The organism is Arsenicibacter rosenii (genome assembly GCF_001870735.1).
Lineage (GTDB): Bacteria > Bacteroidota > Bacteroidia > Cytophagales > Spirosomataceae > Arsenicibacter > Arsenicibacter rosenii.
In genome coordinates, this window is sequence record NZ_MORL01000036.1 from 1 (window position 1) to 19,704 (window position 19,704).

The window sequence follows — 19,704 nt, forward strand, 5'->3', positions numbered from 1 at the left end:
GATATGCAGGTCCTCGATGGACGCACCGATAATACCCATCAATATTTCGAGCGAAATCGCTCGGATCGGGTGGCCTCGCAGCTCCAATTCGATAAGCGTTTCGAGCGGTCGGTACTGACGATCAAAAACAGCGTCAGTTACTTCAACCGGATCATTACGCAGCCCGATTACCGCTTTGCCGGACACCAGGTGGCCAGCTTCACCGAAGCCAGCTATACCCATACCGGCACACGGTCGGAATGGATCGGCGGGGGCAATCTATGGACGGAGCAATTTACCGAAGATGGGGCCGGGCAGGGTCGCAACTACCAGTATGTGACGGTGGGGGCCTTCGCCCAGAATAATTACACCCTGCGGCCTTGGCTGACGTTAGAAACCGGATTGCGTGGGGACTATCACAACCGCTTCGGCTTCTTTGCGCTGCCGCGGGTGTCGGCCCTGTTCAAATTGTCTGACCGCCTGACCTCCCGGCTCGGTGGGGGCCTGGGCTACAAAGCGCCGACCATCTTCACCGAAGATGCCGAAAGCGTGGCCTTTCGCAATGTGCGCCCGATAGATCCGGCCACCGCTCAAGCGGAAACCTCCATCGGGGGCAATTTCGACGTGAATTACCGCACAACCTTGTTCGATGTAATCGACGTGTCGATCAACCAGCTTTTCTTTTATACCAAGCTGGATCATGCCCTGGTGCTGGATATTCCGGCCATTATTACACCGGGGCCGAGTGCTGCCGTGTACCAATTCACCAATGCAAACGGGCCGATTGACAGCCGGGGTCTGGAAACCAATCTGCGCCTTGGCTATGAAGCCTTTAAGCTCTATGCTGGTTATAGTCTAGTGGATACGCGCAGGCGTTATAACGGGGCCGAATTTAACAGCGCCATTCCGCTAACAGCCAAACACCGGGTGAACCTGGTCGCGGTGTACGAATTGGAAGGCAAATTCCGGTTGGGCCTAGAAGCCTATTACATCGGCCCCAAACCGCTTTCGACCGGGGGAGCGTCGCGTTCCTACTGGCTGATGGGCGTCATGGGTGAACGGCGGTGGAAGCATTTCAGCGTGTTTGCCAACTTTGAAAATATCCTCGATGTTCGACAGGATCGCTACCAGGCGGTGATTTTACCCCCGGTGGATCGACCTTCCTTCCGGGAGGTATGGGCACCGTTGGAAGGCTTTGTGGCCAATGGAGGCATCAAATTATTTCTCTAAACGTAATGTTATAGAATTATGGAATCGACACTCAACGCACCCGTTCATAAAGGGTGGAAAATAGCTACCGGACTGGCCCTTTTTACCGTCCTCTACAACCTCGGTGAAGGGATCATTTCATTATATTATGGCGCTCAGGACGAAGCCTTGACCTTGGCAGGTTTTGGCGTGGATAGCTTTATCGAAGTAGTTTCCGGCTTGGGCATTCTGGCCATGATTGGCCGCTTGCGCCGGTACGGAAATAAAGACCGGGGCCGCTTTGAAAAACTGGCCCTGCAAATCACGGGCGTTTGCTTTTATGCGCTGGTGGCGGGCCTGGTGATCGGGGCAGGCTATAGTGCCTGGGAGCAACAGAAACCGGAAACGACCGTGGCCGGTATCGTGGTCTCGCTGCTTTCCATTGCCATTATGCGCGTTTTGGCTGGCTGGAAGATTCGCACGGGCGAACAGCTTAATTCAGCCTCCATTATTGCCGATGGCAAATGTACGATGGTGTGCGTGTATATGTCGGTGGTGCTGCTGGCATCGAGCGTACTGTATGAGCTGCTGCATCTGCCCTACATCGACGCTGCCGGATTGCTTGGCCTAGCCTGGTTTTCCTTCAAGGAAGGGCAGGAGAGTTTTGAGAAATCAAAAGATGCTGCGGCTTGCTGCGGCCACTGCTAACTACGTAGTTGGCAAGCGAAACCAACATCAAATAAAATCCTGTTCGTCAGCCAATTGTAACAGCCACCGAACAGGATTTTTCACTAAAATACCGTCGTTTGCTTGTATACAAGGGCAGAGTGAGACTACTAAAATTTACTTTGCTCGCTTGGGGTGTCTGTAAAGCAGATCACCTATCAGATCACCGTCGCCCCAGTCGTTGAAACTGTCGAGCGATTTAGCAAGTGGATGCGCGGCAATCCAGACCTCAAACCCGTGGGCCGGAAAGTGTTCTATGAGCGCGATTTCCACGGATCTCTAACAATTACATATTCACCAAGATTCACACCCTTGTTCAATTCCGCCTGTAGATGGTGGGATAGTCCTGCTGCCGCTACAACCTCCTTCAAACCGGCCTTTCTGACTTCTTCAGAATACTGAATGCCGAAAAGGTGAATCATCACGACCAGCTTTTTTGGTGGTGCATTGTTGTACATATCGGCCAGTATCTGGCCCAGTTCCTCTGCCGTTTTATCCATTGTCTTATGTTTGATTTACTTCACAAAAGTACAAAGTACTTTTTAAATATTAAAATGTAAAAAGTACTTTTTTTCTAAAACAGGCTTCCTGCGCTTCTGGTCGATTTTTTCTAGAATCCGCTGGCTATACTGGTGGCTTGCCGCTCACCAGCAACAGCAATGAAATCAGAGAGCGACATTAGCCAGCTTCTCTGGCTTGGGCGATAGGTATCATGGATGGATGTAGGCAGGACGAGCTGCAAACGCTGGGCCTGCATTTCGCTGGTCTGGTTCTCACTGATACCCGGCTCCAGAGTGAAAAGGTGCTTGTCCTCAATGCGGGCGGCTTCTGACAGAACCTGCCGCCACCGATCCTTGCAGGTGGTTTTCACGCCCAGCATGGTCAGCAGCGTAGGCGGAAAGGCGGGGTTGTGGTAGGCTGCACCACTAGGAAAAAGAAAGTCAGGTTTTGCCCTGTTTTCCGTTTCGGCAACGCGGCTGTATGAAATGCTGTGGGCGCGAAACAGTTCTTCGAGGTGGTTTTCGAGCGCCAGCCCTGCCCGCGATTTACGGCGATTCTGCACACTGAGGGAGAAATTTATAAAGCCCTCCACGTCTGCACCTTCGCCGCTAATGAAGCCACTTTGCAGGCGCTGTTCGACAATCTGCCGTTCAAGTCGCCGGAACAATTTTTCTTCGTGCTCCATCCATGCCATGAGCGTTCTGTCTGGCTCCTCGAAGGGGCTTACGTCCTTCAGCGTCTGCCGGGCATACAGGGAGAATTCGGCGGTCTTGGGAAATTTCCCTTGAAACCGTTCAAGCAGGGAATCCAGATAATCCGTTTCCGGCTCCTCAACATCAATTCCCAGCTCCTCCAGAATGAAGCGAACGGCAAAATCAACCTCGCGGTCTTTCCCGTCCTGAATATCATTCAGCGTAAATTTCGAGCCTTCGGGGGATGGCAGACCGAACAGCCAGAGAAGCTGGTTTTCAATCGTGGTGCCTGCGGCTGTAACGATAATCATCACGGAACCGTCCGTGCGCCGGGCAATCAGCATCAGATCGCCTGCTTGTGCCAGCTCGCTTACATCCGTTGTCGGGAAATACAGCCGGTATTCGGATCGGGTCGGATGGTTTCGCCGTGAATCGTACCACGTAACAAAACCGTCCGATGAAACGGCCTCGTTCTCCTGTCCCAGCCACACAAAGCTGGCGGGAAAGGTCACCTTCTCACCCGTGCCGGTACCCAGCACCATTTTCAGCTCACTGGTGCCGTTGAATTCGTGCTGGTGGGATCGTGCCGTATCAGCTTCGACCGCGCTCAGGCGCTTTGCAGCAACGGCAGCAAAATATGCGGATAGATAACCCTCATTCATAAAGTTCCTCGTATTTCAAGCGTCGGTTCCTCCGACTGTAACCACTTGCCGACAGCTTCGACAACATCAGGAAACGGGAGCATCACCCGTCCCCTGACTGCGCATTCCCAGACAACGCCAACACGCCAGCCAGCCTGTTCGAGGTTGGCCGCGCTTTCGCGGTCAACCTCGCGGTTCCGGTTGATTTTCGTGTGCCAGAATTCAGAGCGTGACGATGGCCATTTGAATAGGTGGCAGCTATGCCCATGCCAGAAACAGCCATGCACAAGCAGCACGGCCCTGTATTTTGGAAAAACCACGTCGGGCTTCCCCGGCATGCCCTTTCCATGCAGCTTGTATCTGAATCCCAGCCGGTGAAGGGCGGAACGCATGGCCATTTCCGGCTTTGTGTTCTTCCCTTTGATACCAGCCATCATCTGGCTGCGTTTTTCCGGCGAAACTACATCAGCCATCAGGCAGGAACGACTTGGCGGTCTGCAATCTCGAACGGAATACTAAGCTGGTTGTCCCGCCTTGCAATGGCCTCCATGATATGGGGCTTCATGTGACGGGCTACGGCCTGCGCAGCTTGGACAACAACCGAATTCCCGAACTGGCGATATGCTTGGGTATCGGAAACAGGAATCTGAAAGCTGGATTCGCTGGGCAGATCAAAACCCATCAGGCGAGCGCACTCGCGGGGGGTCAGGCGACGGGGCCGCTTGCCCTCCTGACGAATGAGTATCTCCGAACCGTCCTTGTAGTACCTAGCGGAAAGCGTCCTGGAAACATCTTCCGGCCCGAAAAGACCGAAACCGAAGCCGTTACCGGCCTTGGAGTGCTTTTCCTTGTAATCCTGTAGATACTGCCAAAGCCTAGGCGTCAGGGTGTATTTTTCCGCGACTTCGCCATTCACGAAGTAAGGCGGTTCGTCCAGCTCCGATCCATCCGTTCTGTGCAGGATGCTTTCCAGCTTGGGCCGTGCCGAAAAGTCGGGCAGCTCCAGTTTGCGGAAATCGAATCCAACATCGTTGCGGAAACCGACAATGAAAATCCGCTCGCGGTGCTGGGGAACCCAGTTCTTCCCGTCGATGATGCGGTAGTCGATGGTATAGCCCAGTTCTTCCTCCAGGGTCTGGCGGATGATCCGAAACGTTTTGCCCCCGTCATGGCTGACAAGGTTCTTTACGTTTTCCAGCAGAATTGCTGGGGGGCGATGATGTTCGATAATCTGAGCGAGGTCGAAAAATAACGTCCCCTGTGTTTCACAACGGAATCCGTGCAGACGCCCAAGGGCGTTTTTCTTCGATACACCCGCAATAGAAAATGGCTGGCATGGAAATCCACCGATTAAAACATCGTGCGCAGGTATCTTATCTAGGCTTTCTGGGTCTTTGGTAAATTCTCGAATATCGCCTTCGACCGGATGATCACATCCGTAATTTGCCTGATAAGTTGTCCGGCATGCCTTATCCCATTCGCTGGTGAAAACGCACCTCCCGCCAATACTTTCAAAGGCCTTCCGAAACCCGCCGATTCCGGCGAATAGATCAATAAATTTAAACTGTGGGCTATTTGACATTCTGTTTGTATTGGCCGCTTTGACAATTTTTTGAAGCTCCCGAACGGCAAGCGTATTTGGCTTGCACTCTCCCTTTTCCCAACGGTAAACCGTTCGTAAGCTAACAGCACAGCGGTCGGCTACTTCTTGGGGCGTCAGTCCAGACTGTTCCCGTAGGGTTAAAAATCCGGTTTGCATAATGCCTCTGGGAATGTTTTTGACAATTTGGCACAATAGTAGTCACAAATAGATCAAAGTCCATGCCCAGTCACGATAATTTTATAAATTAAAACATTATAATTTTTTAATTTAATCATACTCAATCGCTTATCATCATCCTTCGTTCAACTCCGACCAAAATTGAACTTTGGGTTAATTAACGCAGAAGGGGCTTCTTAGAAGCCCCTTCTGCGTTAATTAAAACTCTGACAGCAACACATTAGATAGAGCTTTATGCTCTGCCGGAGTTCCAGCAACAGCATCAAACAGGGCTTGTTCGAAAATTTCCATGTTGTGTCGCATTAAATCCGAAAACGGTACTGACCGGTCAGTGCATTTTTCAGTAAAAATTTGGTTATTATCGCCTAAACGGTATCTCGCATTTCGATATGCAAGTTGAATAGGCGCAGATGTTACGATACTCCCAAAATGACCGGCTTTAGCTAATTCTCGTAAGACGAGCGGTGCTATTTTTATACCTGTCCCTACGATCATCACATGAAATGACCGACCAACGGTATTCAACAATGAAACCAACTCATAAAGTTTACTCATCACAGTATGCTTATTGCGGGTTGATGTAAAATCACGCGATACAATTCGGATACCAGGGTTTTTCATCAACCATTCAGCCCATCGCTGTATTTCTTTCTGATCTTTATCTATCCAGTAGATATTAGGAACAGCCTCCATACCAGCGACTTGGATTTCTTGCACAACACGATGATGACGCATCAACATAGTAGCGTTGTGAAAGTAAGGCATCGGGGTTCCTTTTTCCGTTACGTCCGTGACAGAAAAGGTCGCACCTGTACCGATAGAAAACCCACTATCATGTAACTGTTTCAGAATAGTACCGCGCTTCATCTCCCAAAATCTCTCTAGGCGATTATCTTTCCCGTTTAGTACAGCGATAAGATTACATTCTGGCCCTACCCGTAAGTATTTTTGCGAGGATTGACGGGTAGCGAAATGACTAATCGTTCCTTTCATGTTGAACAATGTGCCCATATCTGCTGCTGCCCAACGCAATGCCGACAGAGTATCACTATCCTTCAAAAACTCGGTTTTCGTTGGAATAAACAGAGGAAGCCGAATTTCCGAATTTTGTTGGACCATTACTTGATCCAGTAGACTTCCTGCATTTAGATGCGGAATCGAGTCAGGTTCTGACCCATTCAATCCGGTTTTCGTACGTTCTCGGCAATTCAGCGAACATTCTTCGCATTTATGACGCTTACCGCTGCTGGTAGGCCATGCACATCCACAAGGAGCAGAAAGGCGGTGACCGCCACATGCTGCGTACGCTGGGCACTTAGTTGCACACTCTTTAGCAAATAAAGCATCAAATAGTTGCCCGTACGTATTTTGCGTCGTTAGCTTTACCGGCTTGCTCATAACTGATCAGGGGATAAGCGTAACCGAACAACAACGTCAATCGGGTCAACATAAATGACCACCCGTACTAAACGCCCCTTATAGTCAACCTTCGGAAGCAATATCTTTTCATAATTGCCAGGCACGTTTCCCAGCCGCTGGCTGTCGAAATAAACTTCGTAATTAGTACCATTCCAATGCAATTGGACAAAGTCGCCAATTTTGATTTGAGCTGCGACGCCTAAATCCAATTGAACCAATCTTATATCAATATATTCATTTGTTGAATTGTTACCGCTTTTGCCACCAACTGCTATTGCTGTATTATCGCCGCTGAGCAGCAGTTTCGATGGCTGGTTTTTGGGACGGAGTTTTCGTCCCTGCTTACTATTTCCCATTGTAGTTGAAATTAAAATATGAACGTGGGTAGATTCGATAACCCACAGAGAAGATGCGGCATCTGAAGATGCACACGACAGCCGAAGTATGAGTTCTGAACTCAGAGGCTAAGTTGGGATGGTAAGACGTACGGTAGTTACACAGGGGAACAGTTTTGGTTTTACAAATCCCTGGTCATTCCCGGCAGGTGATAAAAGCGGCAGTGAAAAATTTTGTCCGGTAAACTTTGGAGAAGGAACTCACGTTATTACCTTTGCGAACCTCAAGAAATTTCCTCACTCAGAATGTCGGGCAGGGTGCGAACCTGTTCCGGTGCCTAGTATTATAGAGTCTCGGCTCTTTCACGAAATCCACAGATTACCAGTCTGTGGATTTCTTATGTGCCTGACACATCTATATATAAGGCGTACGCGTTCCAAGAATCAGGCCAAAATATTATTTCCCCTGATGACCTGACATATTGGCTTATATTTTCCGAATATTCCTGCCAACTTATAATTATCCGTCCATAAGTTAGGACAAACGAAATATTTCTATTTTTTCTACAGAATTAATAGAAATATGACAAAATTAACGTTTACTGTCAGGCTCTCCCATTAAATTGATATGCCGTACAATAATTTATCCCATATCATACACTCACAACAATACATCGGATAGGCCGGATAACAAATAATTGATCGGTTTATCTTCTGCTCAGAATCACCCCATCTTTTGAAGATGGGGTGATTCTGAAAATTAGTTATCGTCTGGGGTATTTGAGCCGGTTCAACCATTCCACATCGACCAGTTTAGCAAAGTGAACCGGTACATGTTCCGTTGTGTCAGTCGTGGCTACCATAACGCCGAAGCGATGATTCCAATGGGTCAGGAATACCCGTGATCCGACATGGTTCCGGCGGGGCTGGCTCGGGTCGTACCAGACAGCCCATTTTTGCCCGAGATGCTCGGTTACTTTCTCAAATTGATGACTCCGCAAATATGGTCTGAATGCCGCTTGCGTGTTCCCCTTCAAGGTCTGTTCCTGGGTAAGTATTCCCAGCCATTCAGGGTAAAAACCATAATCGGTCACAATGACAAGTACCCCCTGATTAGGGATGTGTTTCTTTCCGCGCCAAAGGCCGTAATTAGCCAGCCCGCTAAAATACTTCTCGGTGGCATAGGCTGAATCCAGCGGGGATTTGCTGGCCGGATTCGATGACATGACTTTGTAAAACGTGTAACGGTCAACCCGCCGGAACGGCCCTACGGTATCCGGCAGGGTGGGTTTGATAATCCGTTCGGTCGTGTCCTTTCCGAAGGGGGGCGCTGCCGGATACAGGCGGCTTAATTTAACAGCCAGCTGATCCGTCTTTTTGCGCTTCTCTTCGCTTCCGATCCCCTCATTGTTGCGGATCGTTTCTAACTCAATCAGCTGCACCCGAATTTCCTTTTCGCGTTCTGAGCTGGCTTCTTTCGCACATGCGAAAAGAAGCAGCCCACAGGATGCCGCCAGCATAATCGCTGCTATTCTGTTCATGGTTCAGGCGGCTATGGGTTGGCTTTCTTCGTCCGGTCGTTGTGGCTCCTGCCCCATTGCTTTCAGTTTCGGGCTGATCCGCTCAATGGCTGCGGCAAGGCTCGGATTCTTCCGTTCGATCACCTGCAACACATCGGGGTTTTTCTCTACCTCCCGCGCCGTTTCCCGAACCATGCGTTCCTGTGCGTTCGTGCCCTCGCTCTGCTCTCCGGCAAGGAAGGCGCGGTAAAATTCCGCGTCGATCATCTGATCCCGATAATCCAGAAAAACGCCCCGTTCGGCCTGGTGACGGATGCCGGTGTACAGATTCAGCGCCATCACCGAAAACAGCAGCCACCATGCCACCATGTATTGCCCTGAACTCATAAACATCAGCGCAAATACGAACACGACAAACGGCTCGACAAAACGCTCCGTAAACGTGTCTTTGTCACGCAATACCGGCAGCAAACTGGATAGCCGCCCCTGATCGGCTTGCGGAGTCATCGACAGCAGCATCCGCACGACCTGCTCTAAAATCAGGTTCAGCACGAACATCAGCGCGCCCCCTACTGGCCGAAGCCACGAACGGCCCGCCGAATAGGAATGCACCGGCTTACCGATAATGTCTTTCCACCACATGTACAGAAAGTGGCCGATGCTGAAAATGATGTACCATTTGATGATGCCCGGCAGAACGCTGCTACCTGAGCTGGTACGGTTCATCAGCCACATCAGCGGATTGAACATATTCAGCAGGCCGAACAGCGAACCGGCCAGCTGCCACAGCAGCAGGATGATCAGCCCGCCGAAAAAGTTCATGCGGGTAAAATAACGCTCTCCGAAGTCCCGGCGTAAAAACACCTCAATCGGCACGGTGAGCAATCCCAGAAGGTAATTCATCAGTTGCAGGCCGGGAATCATCCCGCCCCATACGGCTTCACCGCCCGTAACGTCGCGTGGTTGGTTTCTCATGGTTTAAGCTGGTTAAAGGTAGAAATCAGGTAAGTTCGTTTGTTCGACCAAGTACGGCCATTCTGGAAAAGTACGCCCACCACCGTATGGGCGTTTTCCGGCCCGCCTTTCAGCAGGCGGGTGAATATCTGGGGGCTTACATCGTAATCAAAGCTCTCCTGCTGGGATTCCCCCAGATTGAGCGTCTGCCCGCCGAAGGATTGCGATTCGCCCCGCCGTACATGCCAGCTCCTGCCAATCACATCGGCGGCGTGCGTGTTGGTTTCGGGATCGCTGTTGGCATGCCATATTTTCGTTTGCAGGTTGCCCACCAGCGAATTCACGCGGTGGCGGCTCCCTTCCCCGCCCATTTCCGCGTAATAGTTCGGCAGGTTCTGGGTCAGATACACCGTGCAGGCCCGCGAACTGCGGGCGGTCGCCTGAAACTGCATGTCGTATTCCGTGGCAAAGTTCTGGGCTTCATCCACCCACAGAAACACCGGCCGGGGGTTCTCCTTCACGTCCCGCCGTTCGGTCGCCTGCTGCCAGATGTATTTATACACGACCTGAGCGGCCCGGCCCGCGCTGCCGAATTCTTTGACGGGCAGGTTCATGATAATAATCACGCCCTCATGCGTGAGTTCGGGAAAGGCTATTTTGGTGGGGTCTTCCGGCGGCTCGGAAAACAGCATCCGGAATGGCCGGCGCAAAAAATGATCCGTGGTGGTGGTGAACATCGACACAATCCCCGAACGGGTGCGGCTGCTGATGCTCGGATATTCATCCAGCCAGTAACCCGCCGTGGTTTCGAGGTCGTAATCTGTCCACTTGTCGAGCGTCTTGGTCTGGCATTCGGCCAGTAGCTGGGCGCACAAGCTCTTTTCCCACCATTCGGGGCTGTTGCGCTCGTCGGTACTCTGGGGGGCGGATCGCACGATCTCATGCATGAGCGGCACGGACACTGTTCCGCGCGCAATCAGACAAAGGTCAATGGCGTTCCGCATCAGTTGCTGCATCGCCCCTGACCAATACGGATCGGCCCCGCTGCCGCTGCTACGGCTCACGGCCTCGTAAACCGTCATGAACAGCCGCACCAAATTTTCCGTATATCCGGCGCCCTCGCCTTCCCGGTTCACTTCGTATTGCAGGAAGGGGAAACGGTATTCCCCGCTGGCATCGAAAATCAGAACGCTGTCACTGCGTCCGGTTTCTTTGGCGTACCGCTGCCATGTATCCAGCTCGTCTTTTTTGGCGCACAGGACCAGGCCCCCGAATCCGGCCCGCAGATAGGCTTTTGCCAAAGCCGCCCCGCTGCCGCTGGTTTTACCCGAACCGATACCGCCAAAGATTTGCACACCCTCGCAGGCATGCCGGATCGTGAAGACGTCCGAACGGCTCCCCGTGTCGGCGCTGGTGAAATAATAAAGGGGGCTATCTAGGTCGTAATCAGCCATGTGGATAAGTCTTCAAGCCGCAATCTAAGCATTGCCCCGATGACTCAAAACGGGAAATTTCCCGTTTTTTCATTACCGATTCTTCAGGAAATTGCCGCCCGATACTGGCCTTTGGGGAAGAGTTGCGTTAGCAACTCTATTAGACGCGCACTTAGACAATCTTTCGCCAAAAACCTTTTTTGCATGCATGCAACGTTGCACATAACAACCATCCGCCGTTCCGGCGGTCGATCCGCGCCGGGGGCGTCGGCCTATAGGTCAGGTTCCGTCGTGAAAGACTCCTCCCGCTCGGTCGTAGCCTGCGCGGCTTACCGTTCAGGCGAACGGATGAAAGACGAGCGATACAACAGAACGCACGATTACAGCATGAAACATCATGTGCTTCATGCGGAGATCATCGCACCGGAAGGCGCGCCCGAATGGATGACCAACCGGGAAGAATTGTGGAATCGGGTTGAAGCGGGTGAAAAAAGAAAGGATGCCCAGCTGGCAAAAGAAATCCTGCTAATCCTGCCCCGTAATCTTGATGCAGAGCAGCAAAAGCAGGTGGTGCGGGAGTTTATCGGGGAAAACCTTACCCCTCGCGGATTAGTGGCCGATTTTGCCATTCATAGCCCGGATGCATCCGATGGAGAGAAAAACCCGCATGCTCACATCATGTTCACCCTGCGGCCGGTGCAGGGGGATGGCTTCGGGAAGAAACAAACCGGATATTATGATCTGGACGGAAAGAAATTCCTCTATGATGCCCATAATTCTTATGAATCTGTGCTGAACCGCGTATCAGAACAGGCCGATTCTGACATTCGGTTTGATCTCCGGAGCCTGAAAAGCAAAGGCATCCAGCGTGAACCGCAACCCAAGATCGGGCCGAAGGTCACGCATCTGGAGAAACGCGGCTATGAAACCGAATGGGGTAAGCAGGTGCGGCAGGTCATGCACCGGAATTATGCCCAGACGGCCTATGCCAGCCATAGCCTGACACATCAGATTACCTACCATTCAAGCCGCGCCCTGGACGCGGTACGCGATGACATCGCCTATCAGTATTACGAGGCCGCTTATGGAGACAACAATCACAAAGACTTCTATGGAAACGACGAACGGGAACACGAGCGGGGCGGCTTCGAACGATAAAAACGAACTTCTCCGGAAATATACGCGGCAATCCTTCCCCGCCCTGGTCAAACCGGCCCCGAACGCGGAACCGGACGAAACCGAAGAAACGGAGGATAACCGATACCGCGCTTTGGTCGAGTACAGGGAGAAGCGGGGCAATGCCCCCAGATTCCACATAATCGACCGGCAGGGGCGTATCTATGGGTGCGGCTATGCCTACCTACTGGGGTGGTTCTACACACCCCCTGAAACGCTCTCTATTCAAACCACAACGCATGTATTCACCCTGACGGGCAAAAACCTGCACCGCGTCGAACAGGCGTTACTACGCGAACGGGTAAAGGAGCTGCGGGAATTTCACCCCCATCAGGATCAGGAACCGGAAGCAGGGCAACCCGTGATTTCAGCCCTGACCATTGCCAGCCCGTTCGAAAAGGCAGCGGAATAGATCAGCGTTCGGGTTCGGGTGTTTTCTCGGGGGTGGTCTTTTCCGGCGCGGCGTCTTTGGGCTGCTGGCTCTGGGTCTGCGCATCCCGTATCTTGTCCGCTCCGCGCTGGTGATTGTCCAGATGGTGGCTCACGCGTTCACTGATCTGCGGCTCGCTGGTGCGAGTTTGTTCCGCGCGTCGTGCAAACGTCTGCGGGCCATAGTTATCGGCCTTGAGCTGCGCGTTGTTATCTTTAAGTTGTTGCACCGATTCTTTAAAGGCTGCCTGATTTTTGGCTGATGCCTGGCGCATAATTTCTTCGATGGTCTTGGATGCCATTGCAGGAAGTATTTAACTTCCTAAAATTGGTCATAAATCCCTACAAATCACAATCAATCGGCGGGTATCCGTATTTGACGCAGAAGCTGTTTATTTCGCTGATACATTGCCGGGATGATTCAGGGATTTCGGCAATCTGGCCCGTGGCGACTTGGTTTAATAGCCATGCGGCTTCTTTCCTTGCCACCCATACGGCTTCGGCTTCGCTCAATTCGCTGATGGGCGTGTCGTCGTCACGTACATGGTAGGGAAACAAAACAATCTGAGCGGCTGGCTGTGTCATACCTTCACTATACCAGAAACCTGCTGCTCCGGATGCGAAGGTTTAATGACGTTTTTGCTGGGATCGCTGCGCCCGTAACAGGTCGTTTAAATCGTGGTGCGGGGCGAATGCCTCGCCCTGGGGCAAGAGGATTGCCCCGAACTCCGCCTTAAACTTTTCTGTCCCCTGCTGGCCCGCCTTATCGTTATCCAGATACGTTTTGATTGCCTGATAGTGCTGGCTCCGGATGTGCGACACGGCACGATGAAAGGAAGACAGCGAGTGCATGATGATGCAGTCATCGGGGGCCTGATGAACCCCGTTCAGCACCAGAAACGAAAGAAAATCCGTCATCCCTTCGAACACATGCACGTTTTTACGCTCGGGGGATGTGCCGGGGATAACGGTAATATCCCGCGCCAGAAGCGCCGATTTGAAATTGTATTGGTTCGACGCTACGCGGATCTCATAGCCTCCGGCCTGGTTGGGCATGCCGAAGGCGAAATAATCCCGCCCGTTGTTGAGATTCCGATAGCGCACCAGCTGCAAATACCGCTGGGCTATCGGGGCCGGTATGCCCCGTTCCTGAGCCAGATAGGTCAGGATGGTTTGGCTGCGCAACGGCAGGGCCTGAAGAAATTCTAACTGGCGATCCGGCAAAAAATTTTCGACCGCTTCGCGGTCGGTTTCCTGCTGCTGAAAAGAAAAAAGATCAGGGCTGCGGGGTATTGTCTGCTGGCTGGATTGCATCAGGTTTGTTTGGCCCTGATTCATCCCGTCCAGAAACCGTAGTGCGTCACTGACCCGAGTGAAGCCCTGGTGACGCATGACAAAATCAATCACCGTGCCGCCAATGTCGCCGAAATCGTTCCATATCCATTTACCGCCGATGAAGCTGGTATGAAACGAGGGGGCTTTTTCGGGCCGGAATGGCGACGCGTACCAGAATTCTAAACCGCCTTTAGTTTCCCGCTCGGGTTTATAGCCCAGCTGCGCCAGTAATCTGGGCAATGAAATCCGCTTTGCCTGTTCAATATTCATGTTTTCTTATGAACATATATTTTTCGCCCCCCACCGGCCCCAGTTCTATTTTTTCTTTTCACCAGTAAAAGACGTTTCCAGCTCCTCAATGTGGTGACAGTTACTCACATTTGCGGTTCGCCGATATAGGTTTTTTTTATATAGGGTTATATATAGGTTTGTGAGACAAAGTGCACGTATTTACTGAGACAAAGTGCACGTGGATAACTATCGGCTGAGACAAAGTGCACGTGGATAATTATCACTCTGATTATCAAGTTTTTATGTAAAATTGGCATTGATTTTAAAGCATTTTCACAAGAATACTTATCCACATTTCATAATTGCCTGATAATCAAGTTATGTCCGGTAAACTGAGACAAAGTGCACGTACTATCATTTTCTCGGTTTTTGAGCCGGTTGGCTTGCTTAAATGCTCTCTTTCCTATTTCTAGCCCATCAGAAGTGAGACAAAGTGCACGTGCTTTCATGCCACAGTTGAACTTAAAAGCGGTTTACTGTTTGTCCTTGGCCCCTGTATCTGCCGTAATTACTGGCTCTATTCGTTCTTTATTGCCTATCCCAGGAATCAAAATTTTATGCGGAATGGGGGGCGGTGATAATTTCAGGTTGAACCCTTTGTTCGCCACTTCTTCAATCTGCGAACCGTAGTACTGAGTACGAACGCTAGTGAGAGTTTTACGAAAGATTTTTTTGAAATCATTCATCCTGTCATAACCCTGCCCGAACTGTAGTTTTAAACTCTCCCACGAAACAAAATGCACTTCTTTCGGGCCAATTCTGTGAAGGCGTTGAGCCAACCAACAATAAATATCCAAGGCCATTGCATTATGGGAAAGCGCCGCCAACGCTCGATCATCCAGCGGAATGGCGTGTGCCTGTAGGCTTTGATAATAATCTTCGTTCAGCTGCACACGCGATGGCCATAGTACGCGCTGCTTATCGTTCTTCGGAAACCACAAATCAAAGGCGTTGATGATCTGTAGATCATACTGGACGCCCCGCACACCATTAGAAAAGCCCAAACTAAGTTTGCAGGTGGACAGCCTGCGTAATTGCTCTTTAACTTCCCGAATCGTTCGACCGTCCAGGCTAAGGCCAATGCTTTTGATAAAAGCAGACATGGAGCCTTCAACGTCAATAACTCGGCTCTGACTTTTGATCGCTTCCGAATTGATATGAGCGAGAATTAAACGCGCTTTTGTACCGTAGGGCAGGCCAATTTCTTCCAGCACACCGTCTTGATTGAAGGCTCCCCCCGCTTGAACGGCAAGGCTCACATTGCCTTGTTTCTGTTGCCATACGCGTACATCATCGCCCGGATTCCGGTACGGTAAGAAGGTCTGGCACAAAACAGAATGCTGAAAGATAGCATCCTCGATAGACGCCTTATCTGTCGCAATCTCATAGGCCGTTTGTACAAGCCGTTCAGTGATCCGACTGGGTGCGGTCTGAGGCTTTATTTTGTCGTTGGACATGGGAGCTTTGTTCACGGGGTGGATGCGTCATTACTTCCGTTTTGCTTTGTCTCGCTGCAATCTCTGCTGCACAGCTTCAACAATGTAAGCATTGCGCGACGGGCGTGACCGCTTGGGGATAGTCAGTAAAAACTCGTCAATCTCCTGCACCAGACTTTCATACGTTCGCAGAAGCACCGTTTTTATTTCGTCTTCATCCTCATTTGCCATTGGCTGCTTCGCCAAGGTCGATGAGCCGCCCTTATTTATCAGGGCCTCTATTTTCTTTTCATCCACGGTAGGGGATGGCGCTTTTGGCGCGGTTGCGGTTGGTGTTCTTGCTATGGCCATAATATTGATAATGATATCGTTTATGATATTATTTGTGATATTAATAATAGTATCACAAATAATCAATATGCTTTGATTTTCAGTGCAGAAAACAGAGCCTCATACAAAGCTGTAAATTCGTCTGTAGCTTTCTTATCCTTGGGCTTCATTTCAAAGATACCCAGGCCGTAGCTGATGGCATTTGCGAAGGTCTTACGCTGCACCAAGGGAGTATCCAGATAAGTGACGATCTGCGACTCTTTGAGCAATTCGGCAACATCCCGATTATCTCCCCCCTGCGAGTCGGCTCGATTGATGAACGAGAACGCTTTTAGTTTCGGGTTCGCAACCTGCATATCTGAAATCAGGCTTTCCACCTTTTCCAGAGTCCAGATATCAAGCGAACGCGGATAGAAAGGAACCAGATAAACATCCGTGATCGAAAGCGCCGCCCTTTGGCTAGTAGTGTCGCGCCCGCCCGTATCAATGACGATATCATCAAACTTGCTGGCTAACTTTAATACCTCGGAACGAACTTCTTTATCGGATTGGCGTATCGCCGTGTAACCAGTATTGCCGTTCGTAGTAGCTTCGCGCTGGATGGAAAACGCATGCGCTGACCCTTGGTCATCAGCATCTACAAAAAGAACATCTCGGCCTTTAGAAGAAAGATAGATTGCTAAGTTTGTTGCAAAGGTAGTTTTCCCACTTCCCCCCTTTATGCCACCCGTCGTAAATATCATTTTAGAGCCTTATTGTGAATTGTTTACACAATAAAAGTATATCATCTGCAATATTACAAACAATATCTATAAAACTATCTTCTGTGATATATATAATGATATCACTAAATATATCATCTCACAGCTGTTATTTCTCAAATCATCACCAAATTACAGTGCGATTAAACCGAAGCAGCAACAGCGTTTAATCGCTTCAATAGGGCATGTACCGTGCGAATATGCCAGCCGTGGGCAGACTTACGATAGGTCGAAATCTTGCGCCGGTTTAGTTCGTCGCAGATTGCCCGTATGGTGGTGATCCCCTGCCGCCGAAGCTCTTCAACTGTGGGGCGCATCTGTTCTGCGAATCTGTCGGCGGCTTCCCGCTCCTTATGGCACTGCACTTCTTTTCCATGCTTACCCAACTGCACTCCGCGCCGGATCGCGGCTTGTAGGGCAGCTTTTGTGCGGCTGCTAATCTGCTCTCGTTCATGCTCGGCGAATGCTGCCAGTAAATGCACCATCAGCTTATCAGCGTGGGGATTATCGACCGCTTTAAATTCAACCCGGCTTTCCATTAGATTCGCAATGAAAGCAACATTGCGGCCTAATCGGTCGAGCTTGGCAATGATGAGCGTGGCTTTCTCTTTCCGACATTGGGTAAGTGCGGCCAGCAGCTGCGGGCGCTGATTCCGCTTACCGCTTTCTATCTCGGTAAAATGCGCCGTGACCTGGTAGCCCTGTCCATCGGCAAACAGGCGTACGGCTTCTTGCTGTGCTTCCAGACCCAGCCCGCTTTTACCCTGGCGGTCAGTTGATACACGATAATACGCGATGGCCTTATTCATGAGATTTCAAGATCAGTAGAATGTAGGTTTTCTTTTATTTCGTACTGAAACGCTACAACCATGATTTTTCAAAAAGTAGATTACAAAACCGATTTGAATCACCGCCAAAAAGAGAATTACAACTTTCATAAAATTGCCGCCGTACTTGCGGATTACGGTTTCAATTCGATCAGGCTATCAGATGATTATGAGGGAGCCGATTTTCTGGCTATCCACATAAACAATAGCGATATTCTGAAAGTACAACTCAAAGGGCGTTTAACATTTGAACAGAAATACATCGGCAAAAACCTGTTCATTTGCTTTCCGCATTTGGGAGCCTGGTATCTCTACCCGCACGATGAACTTTGGGCGAAAGTCTCAGAAATCCATAATGCCAAAAACTCTCCTTCATGGTTGACGGGAGGGGCATATAATTTTCCATCTCCCAGCACTGCGATTATGGGATTACTGAACGAGTACCGATTGAGCGATCTCAGCGCGTAACAGCGCAGACGATATTTCAGGCGGCAAGATAACCTTGCCCTGTTTTGTATACAAGCAAACGGACGTATGCTTGTATACAAAATACTATTCATTTCTGGTTATAGTTCGTATCTTCGCGACGTGAAACTGTGGCGGATTATATGGGCGATGTATGTGCTAGTGCTTTCGGGACTACCCTGCGAAGCCTTTTGCCAGGATGAAACCGCCACTGAGCAAACTTCACGCTCCGACGATCACAGCCATGATGCCGGTTGTTCGCCCTTCTGCCTCTGTGCAACCTGTCTCGGCTGCACCCTGCCGCAAGCTCCGCAATTAATCGGCGTAATCATACCCACGGCTCCCCTTATTCTGGCGGTGTTGCCTTCGTACCAGGCTCCACATGCGTTCGATGTACCAGGGCGAATCTGGCAACCTCCCCGCTTGGGTTAGCTTCATTTTGTTCGCTCCTGGTCGGCCTCCGACTGGCCGGGCGGCTATTGCTAACCAAAACACATTCCTTTCATGAAATCGCTCATTGTGTCGCTCTGGCTGACACTCTCCACAATACCCATAGCCTGGGGGCAAAGCTCCCTGCGCGTTTTGATTCAGGATGCCGAAACAGGCAAACCTTTGATCGGTGCAACCGCCTTGCTGAATCCTGACCGGATCGGGGCCGCTGCGGACACCTCTGGGCGGCTGGTGTTGACCGTGCCAACACCAGGCCGCTACGCGCTCACCTGTTCCTTTGTCGGCTACGAAAGCCAAACCGATAGCCTAACGCTGCCGGGAGTGGATTCATTGGTTGTGAAACTCCGACAAGCCGAAGGGGAAGAACTCGAAGAAGTAGTGGTGACTTCGACGCGCAGCAATCGCAGCATCGACGACATACCCACCCGGATCGAAGCCATTACGGGCGAAGAGTTGGAAGAAAAGGCCAACATGCGACCGGGCGACATTAGAATGCAGCTCAACGAAAGCACCGGCATTCAGGTGCAACAAACCTCGCCCGTTTCAGCGAACGCAAACATTCGCATTCAGGGGCTGGATGGTCGATACACACAGATTTTGCAAGACGGTTTGCCGCTTTATTCCGGCTTTGCCGCTGGCCTTAGCATTCTGCAAATTCCCCCGCTGAATCTGCGGCAAGTCGAAGTTATCAAGGGCTCGGCATCAACGCTGTACGGGGGCGGGGCCATTGCGGGCTTGGTCAACCTGATTACCAAACGACCGACCGCTGAACGCGAGCTAAGTTTTATGCTCAATGGCACTACGGCACGGGGCCTCGATCTCAGTGGTTTTTGGGGTCAGAAATGGGAAAAGGTTGGTGTGACCCTGTTCGCAGCTCGCAACACCCAACGCGAGTACGACCCTGGCAAAACCGGCTTTTCGGCCCTGCCCAATTACGAGCGATATACCGTCAATCCGCGACTTTATTTCTACCTCAATCCCACGGCTACGCTGACAGTGGGGGCGATGGGCAATTGGGAAAACCGCATCGGCGGGG

The 19,704-nt window shown here is 50.9% G+C and carries 23 protein-coding genes; 6 read left to right on the plus strand and 17 right to left on the minus strand.

Annotated elements, in window-relative coordinates; genetic code table 11:
- Together BLX24_RS32870 and BLX24_RS28200 are read left to right on the plus strand one after the other, a co-directional pair.
- A partial coding sequence (locus BLX24_RS32870; RefSeq protein WP_177225937.1) for a TonB-dependent receptor plug domain-containing protein occupies positions 1–1,209 on the plus strand: 1,209 nt, incomplete at its 5' end.
- Positions 1,210–1,227: 18 nt separating this feature from the next.
- Positions 1,228–1,875, plus strand: a complete 648-nt coding sequence (locus BLX24_RS28200) for a cation efflux transmembrane domain-containing protein (protein WP_071506581.1) — start codon at positions 1,228–1,230, stop codon at positions 1,873–1,875.
- Between the two features lie 272 nt (positions 1,876–2,147).
- On the opposite strand, the gene BLX24_RS28205 is transcribed toward BLX24_RS28200, so the two are convergent.
- The 9 genes from BLX24_RS28205 to BLX24_RS28245 all read right to left on the minus strand — a co-directional run bounded on the left by BLX24_RS28205 (position 2,148) and on the right by BLX24_RS28245 (position 11,090).
- Positions 2,148–2,393, minus strand: coding sequence for an HTH-like domain-containing protein (locus tag BLX24_RS28205; RefSeq protein ID WP_083422231.1), 246 nt, complete (start codon positions 2,391–2,393; stop codon positions 2,148–2,150).
- A gap of 110 nt (positions 2,394–2,503) precedes the next feature.
- A complete protein-coding gene (locus BLX24_RS28210) occupies positions 2,504–3,748 on the minus strand; it encodes a type II restriction endonuclease (protein ID WP_071506582.1) in 1,245 nt (414 codons plus the stop codon).
- On the minus strand, positions 3,745–4,200 hold the full coding sequence (locus BLX24_RS28215) for a very short patch repair endonuclease (protein ID WP_071506583.1): 456 nt from the start codon (positions 4,198–4,200) through the stop codon (positions 3,745–3,747). Before BLX24_RS28215 ends, BLX24_RS28210 begins: the two co-directional genes overlap by 4 nt.
- A complete protein-coding gene (dcm, locus tag BLX24_RS28220) occupies positions 4,200–5,486 on the minus strand; it encodes a DNA (cytosine-5-)-methyltransferase (protein WP_071506584.1) in 1,287 nt (428 codons plus the stop codon). Before dcm ends, BLX24_RS28215 begins: the two co-directional genes overlap by 1 nt.
- A 219-nt stretch (positions 5,487–5,705) precedes the next feature.
- Positions 5,706–6,905: a hypothetical protein gene (locus BLX24_RS28225; protein ID WP_143092844.1), complete on the minus strand. Its 1,200-nt coding sequence runs from the start codon at positions 6,903–6,905 to the stop codon at positions 5,706–5,708.
- Positions 6,902–7,282: a hypothetical protein gene (locus BLX24_RS28230; RefSeq protein ID WP_071506586.1), complete on the minus strand. Its 381-nt coding sequence runs from the start codon at positions 7,280–7,282 to the stop codon at positions 6,902–6,904. Before BLX24_RS28230 ends, BLX24_RS28225 begins: the two co-directional genes overlap by 4 nt.
- A 743-nt stretch (positions 7,283–8,025) precedes the next feature.
- Entirely contained in the window at positions 8,026–8,802 is a 777-nt protein-coding gene (locus BLX24_RS28235; protein ID WP_143092845.1) for a hypothetical protein, read from the minus strand.
- A 3-nt stretch (positions 8,803–8,805) separates the two neighbouring features.
- On the minus strand, positions 8,806–9,756 hold the full coding sequence (locus BLX24_RS28240; protein WP_071506588.1) for a hypothetical protein: 951 nt from the start codon (positions 9,754–9,756) through the stop codon (positions 8,806–8,808).
- Positions 9,753–11,090 (minus strand): type IV secretory system conjugative DNA transfer family protein, encoded by a 1,338-nt coding sequence (locus tag BLX24_RS28245; RefSeq protein ID WP_177225938.1) that lies wholly within the window; start codon positions 11,088–11,090, stop codon positions 9,753–9,755. The genes BLX24_RS28240 and BLX24_RS28245 overlap by 4 nt, the downstream gene beginning before the upstream one ends.
- A 282-nt stretch (positions 11,091–11,372) precedes the next feature.
- Between BLX24_RS28245 and mobQ the strand changes: the two genes are divergently transcribed.
- A complete protein-coding gene (gene mobQ / locus BLX24_RS28250; RefSeq protein WP_177225939.1) occupies positions 11,373–12,326 on the plus strand; it encodes a MobQ family relaxase in 954 nt (317 codons plus the stop codon).
- Positions 12,280–12,756: a hypothetical protein gene (locus BLX24_RS28255; protein WP_071506591.1), complete on the plus strand. Its 477-nt coding sequence runs from the start codon at positions 12,280–12,282 to the stop codon at positions 12,754–12,756. Before mobQ ends, BLX24_RS28255 begins: the two co-directional genes overlap by 47 nt.
- A 1-nt stretch (position 12,757) precedes the next feature.
- On the opposite strand, the gene BLX24_RS28260 is transcribed toward BLX24_RS28255, so the two are convergent.
- From BLX24_RS28260 to BLX24_RS28290, 7 genes are all read right to left on the minus strand, one after another.
- The gene (locus tag BLX24_RS28260) at positions 12,758–13,075 is read right to left on the minus strand and encodes a hypothetical protein (protein WP_071506592.1); all 318 of its coding nucleotides are present in this window, start codon (positions 13,073–13,075) and stop codon (positions 12,758–12,760) included.
- Positions 13,076–13,115: 40 nt separating this feature from the next.
- Complete coding sequence (locus tag BLX24_RS28265; protein WP_071506593.1) at positions 13,116–13,358, minus strand: hypothetical protein; 243 nt, start codon at positions 13,356–13,358, stop codon at positions 13,116–13,118.
- A 42-nt stretch (positions 13,359–13,400) separates the two neighbouring features.
- On the minus strand, positions 13,401–14,378 hold the full coding sequence (locus tag BLX24_RS28270) for a DUF8464 domain-containing protein (RefSeq protein WP_071506594.1): 978 nt from the start codon (positions 14,376–14,378) through the stop codon (positions 13,401–13,403).
- Between the two features lie 494 nt (positions 14,379–14,872).
- A complete protein-coding gene (locus BLX24_RS28275) occupies positions 14,873–15,856 on the minus strand; it encodes a replication protein RepA (protein ID WP_071506595.1) in 984 nt (327 codons plus the stop codon).
- A gap of 30 nt (positions 15,857–15,886) precedes the next feature.
- Positions 15,887–16,186: a hypothetical protein gene (locus tag BLX24_RS28280; RefSeq protein ID WP_143092847.1), complete on the minus strand. Its 300-nt coding sequence runs from the start codon at positions 16,184–16,186 to the stop codon at positions 15,887–15,889.
- A 62-nt stretch (positions 16,187–16,248) separates the two neighbouring features.
- Positions 16,249–16,908: a nucleotide-binding protein gene (locus BLX24_RS28285; RefSeq protein WP_071506597.1), complete on the minus strand. Its 660-nt coding sequence runs from the start codon at positions 16,906–16,908 to the stop codon at positions 16,249–16,251.
- A 161-nt stretch (positions 16,909–17,069) separates the two neighbouring features.
- Positions 17,070–17,735, minus strand: a complete 666-nt coding sequence (locus BLX24_RS28290; protein ID WP_071506598.1) for a recombinase family protein — start codon at positions 17,733–17,735, stop codon at positions 17,070–17,072.
- Between the two features lie 60 nt (positions 17,736–17,795).
- Here BLX24_RS28290 and BLX24_RS28295 point away from each other — a divergent pair, with 60 nt between their 5' ends.
- A complete protein-coding gene (locus tag BLX24_RS28295) occupies positions 17,796–18,221 on the plus strand; it encodes a hypothetical protein (RefSeq protein ID WP_071506599.1) in 426 nt (141 codons plus the stop codon).
- Between the two features lie 312 nt (positions 18,222–18,533).
- Here the strand turns inward: BLX24_RS28295 and BLX24_RS33955 are convergent, their stop codons facing one another.
- The gene (locus BLX24_RS33955) at positions 18,534–18,656 is read right to left on the minus strand and encodes a hypothetical protein (protein WP_262483009.1); all 123 of its coding nucleotides are present in this window, start codon (positions 18,654–18,656) and stop codon (positions 18,534–18,536) included.
- A gap of 66 nt (positions 18,657–18,722) precedes the next feature.
- On the opposite strand from BLX24_RS33955, the gene BLX24_RS28300 reads away from it, so the two are divergent.
- A partial coding sequence (locus BLX24_RS28300) for a TonB-dependent receptor (RefSeq protein WP_143092848.1) occupies positions 18,723–19,704 on the plus strand: 982 nt, incomplete at its 3' end.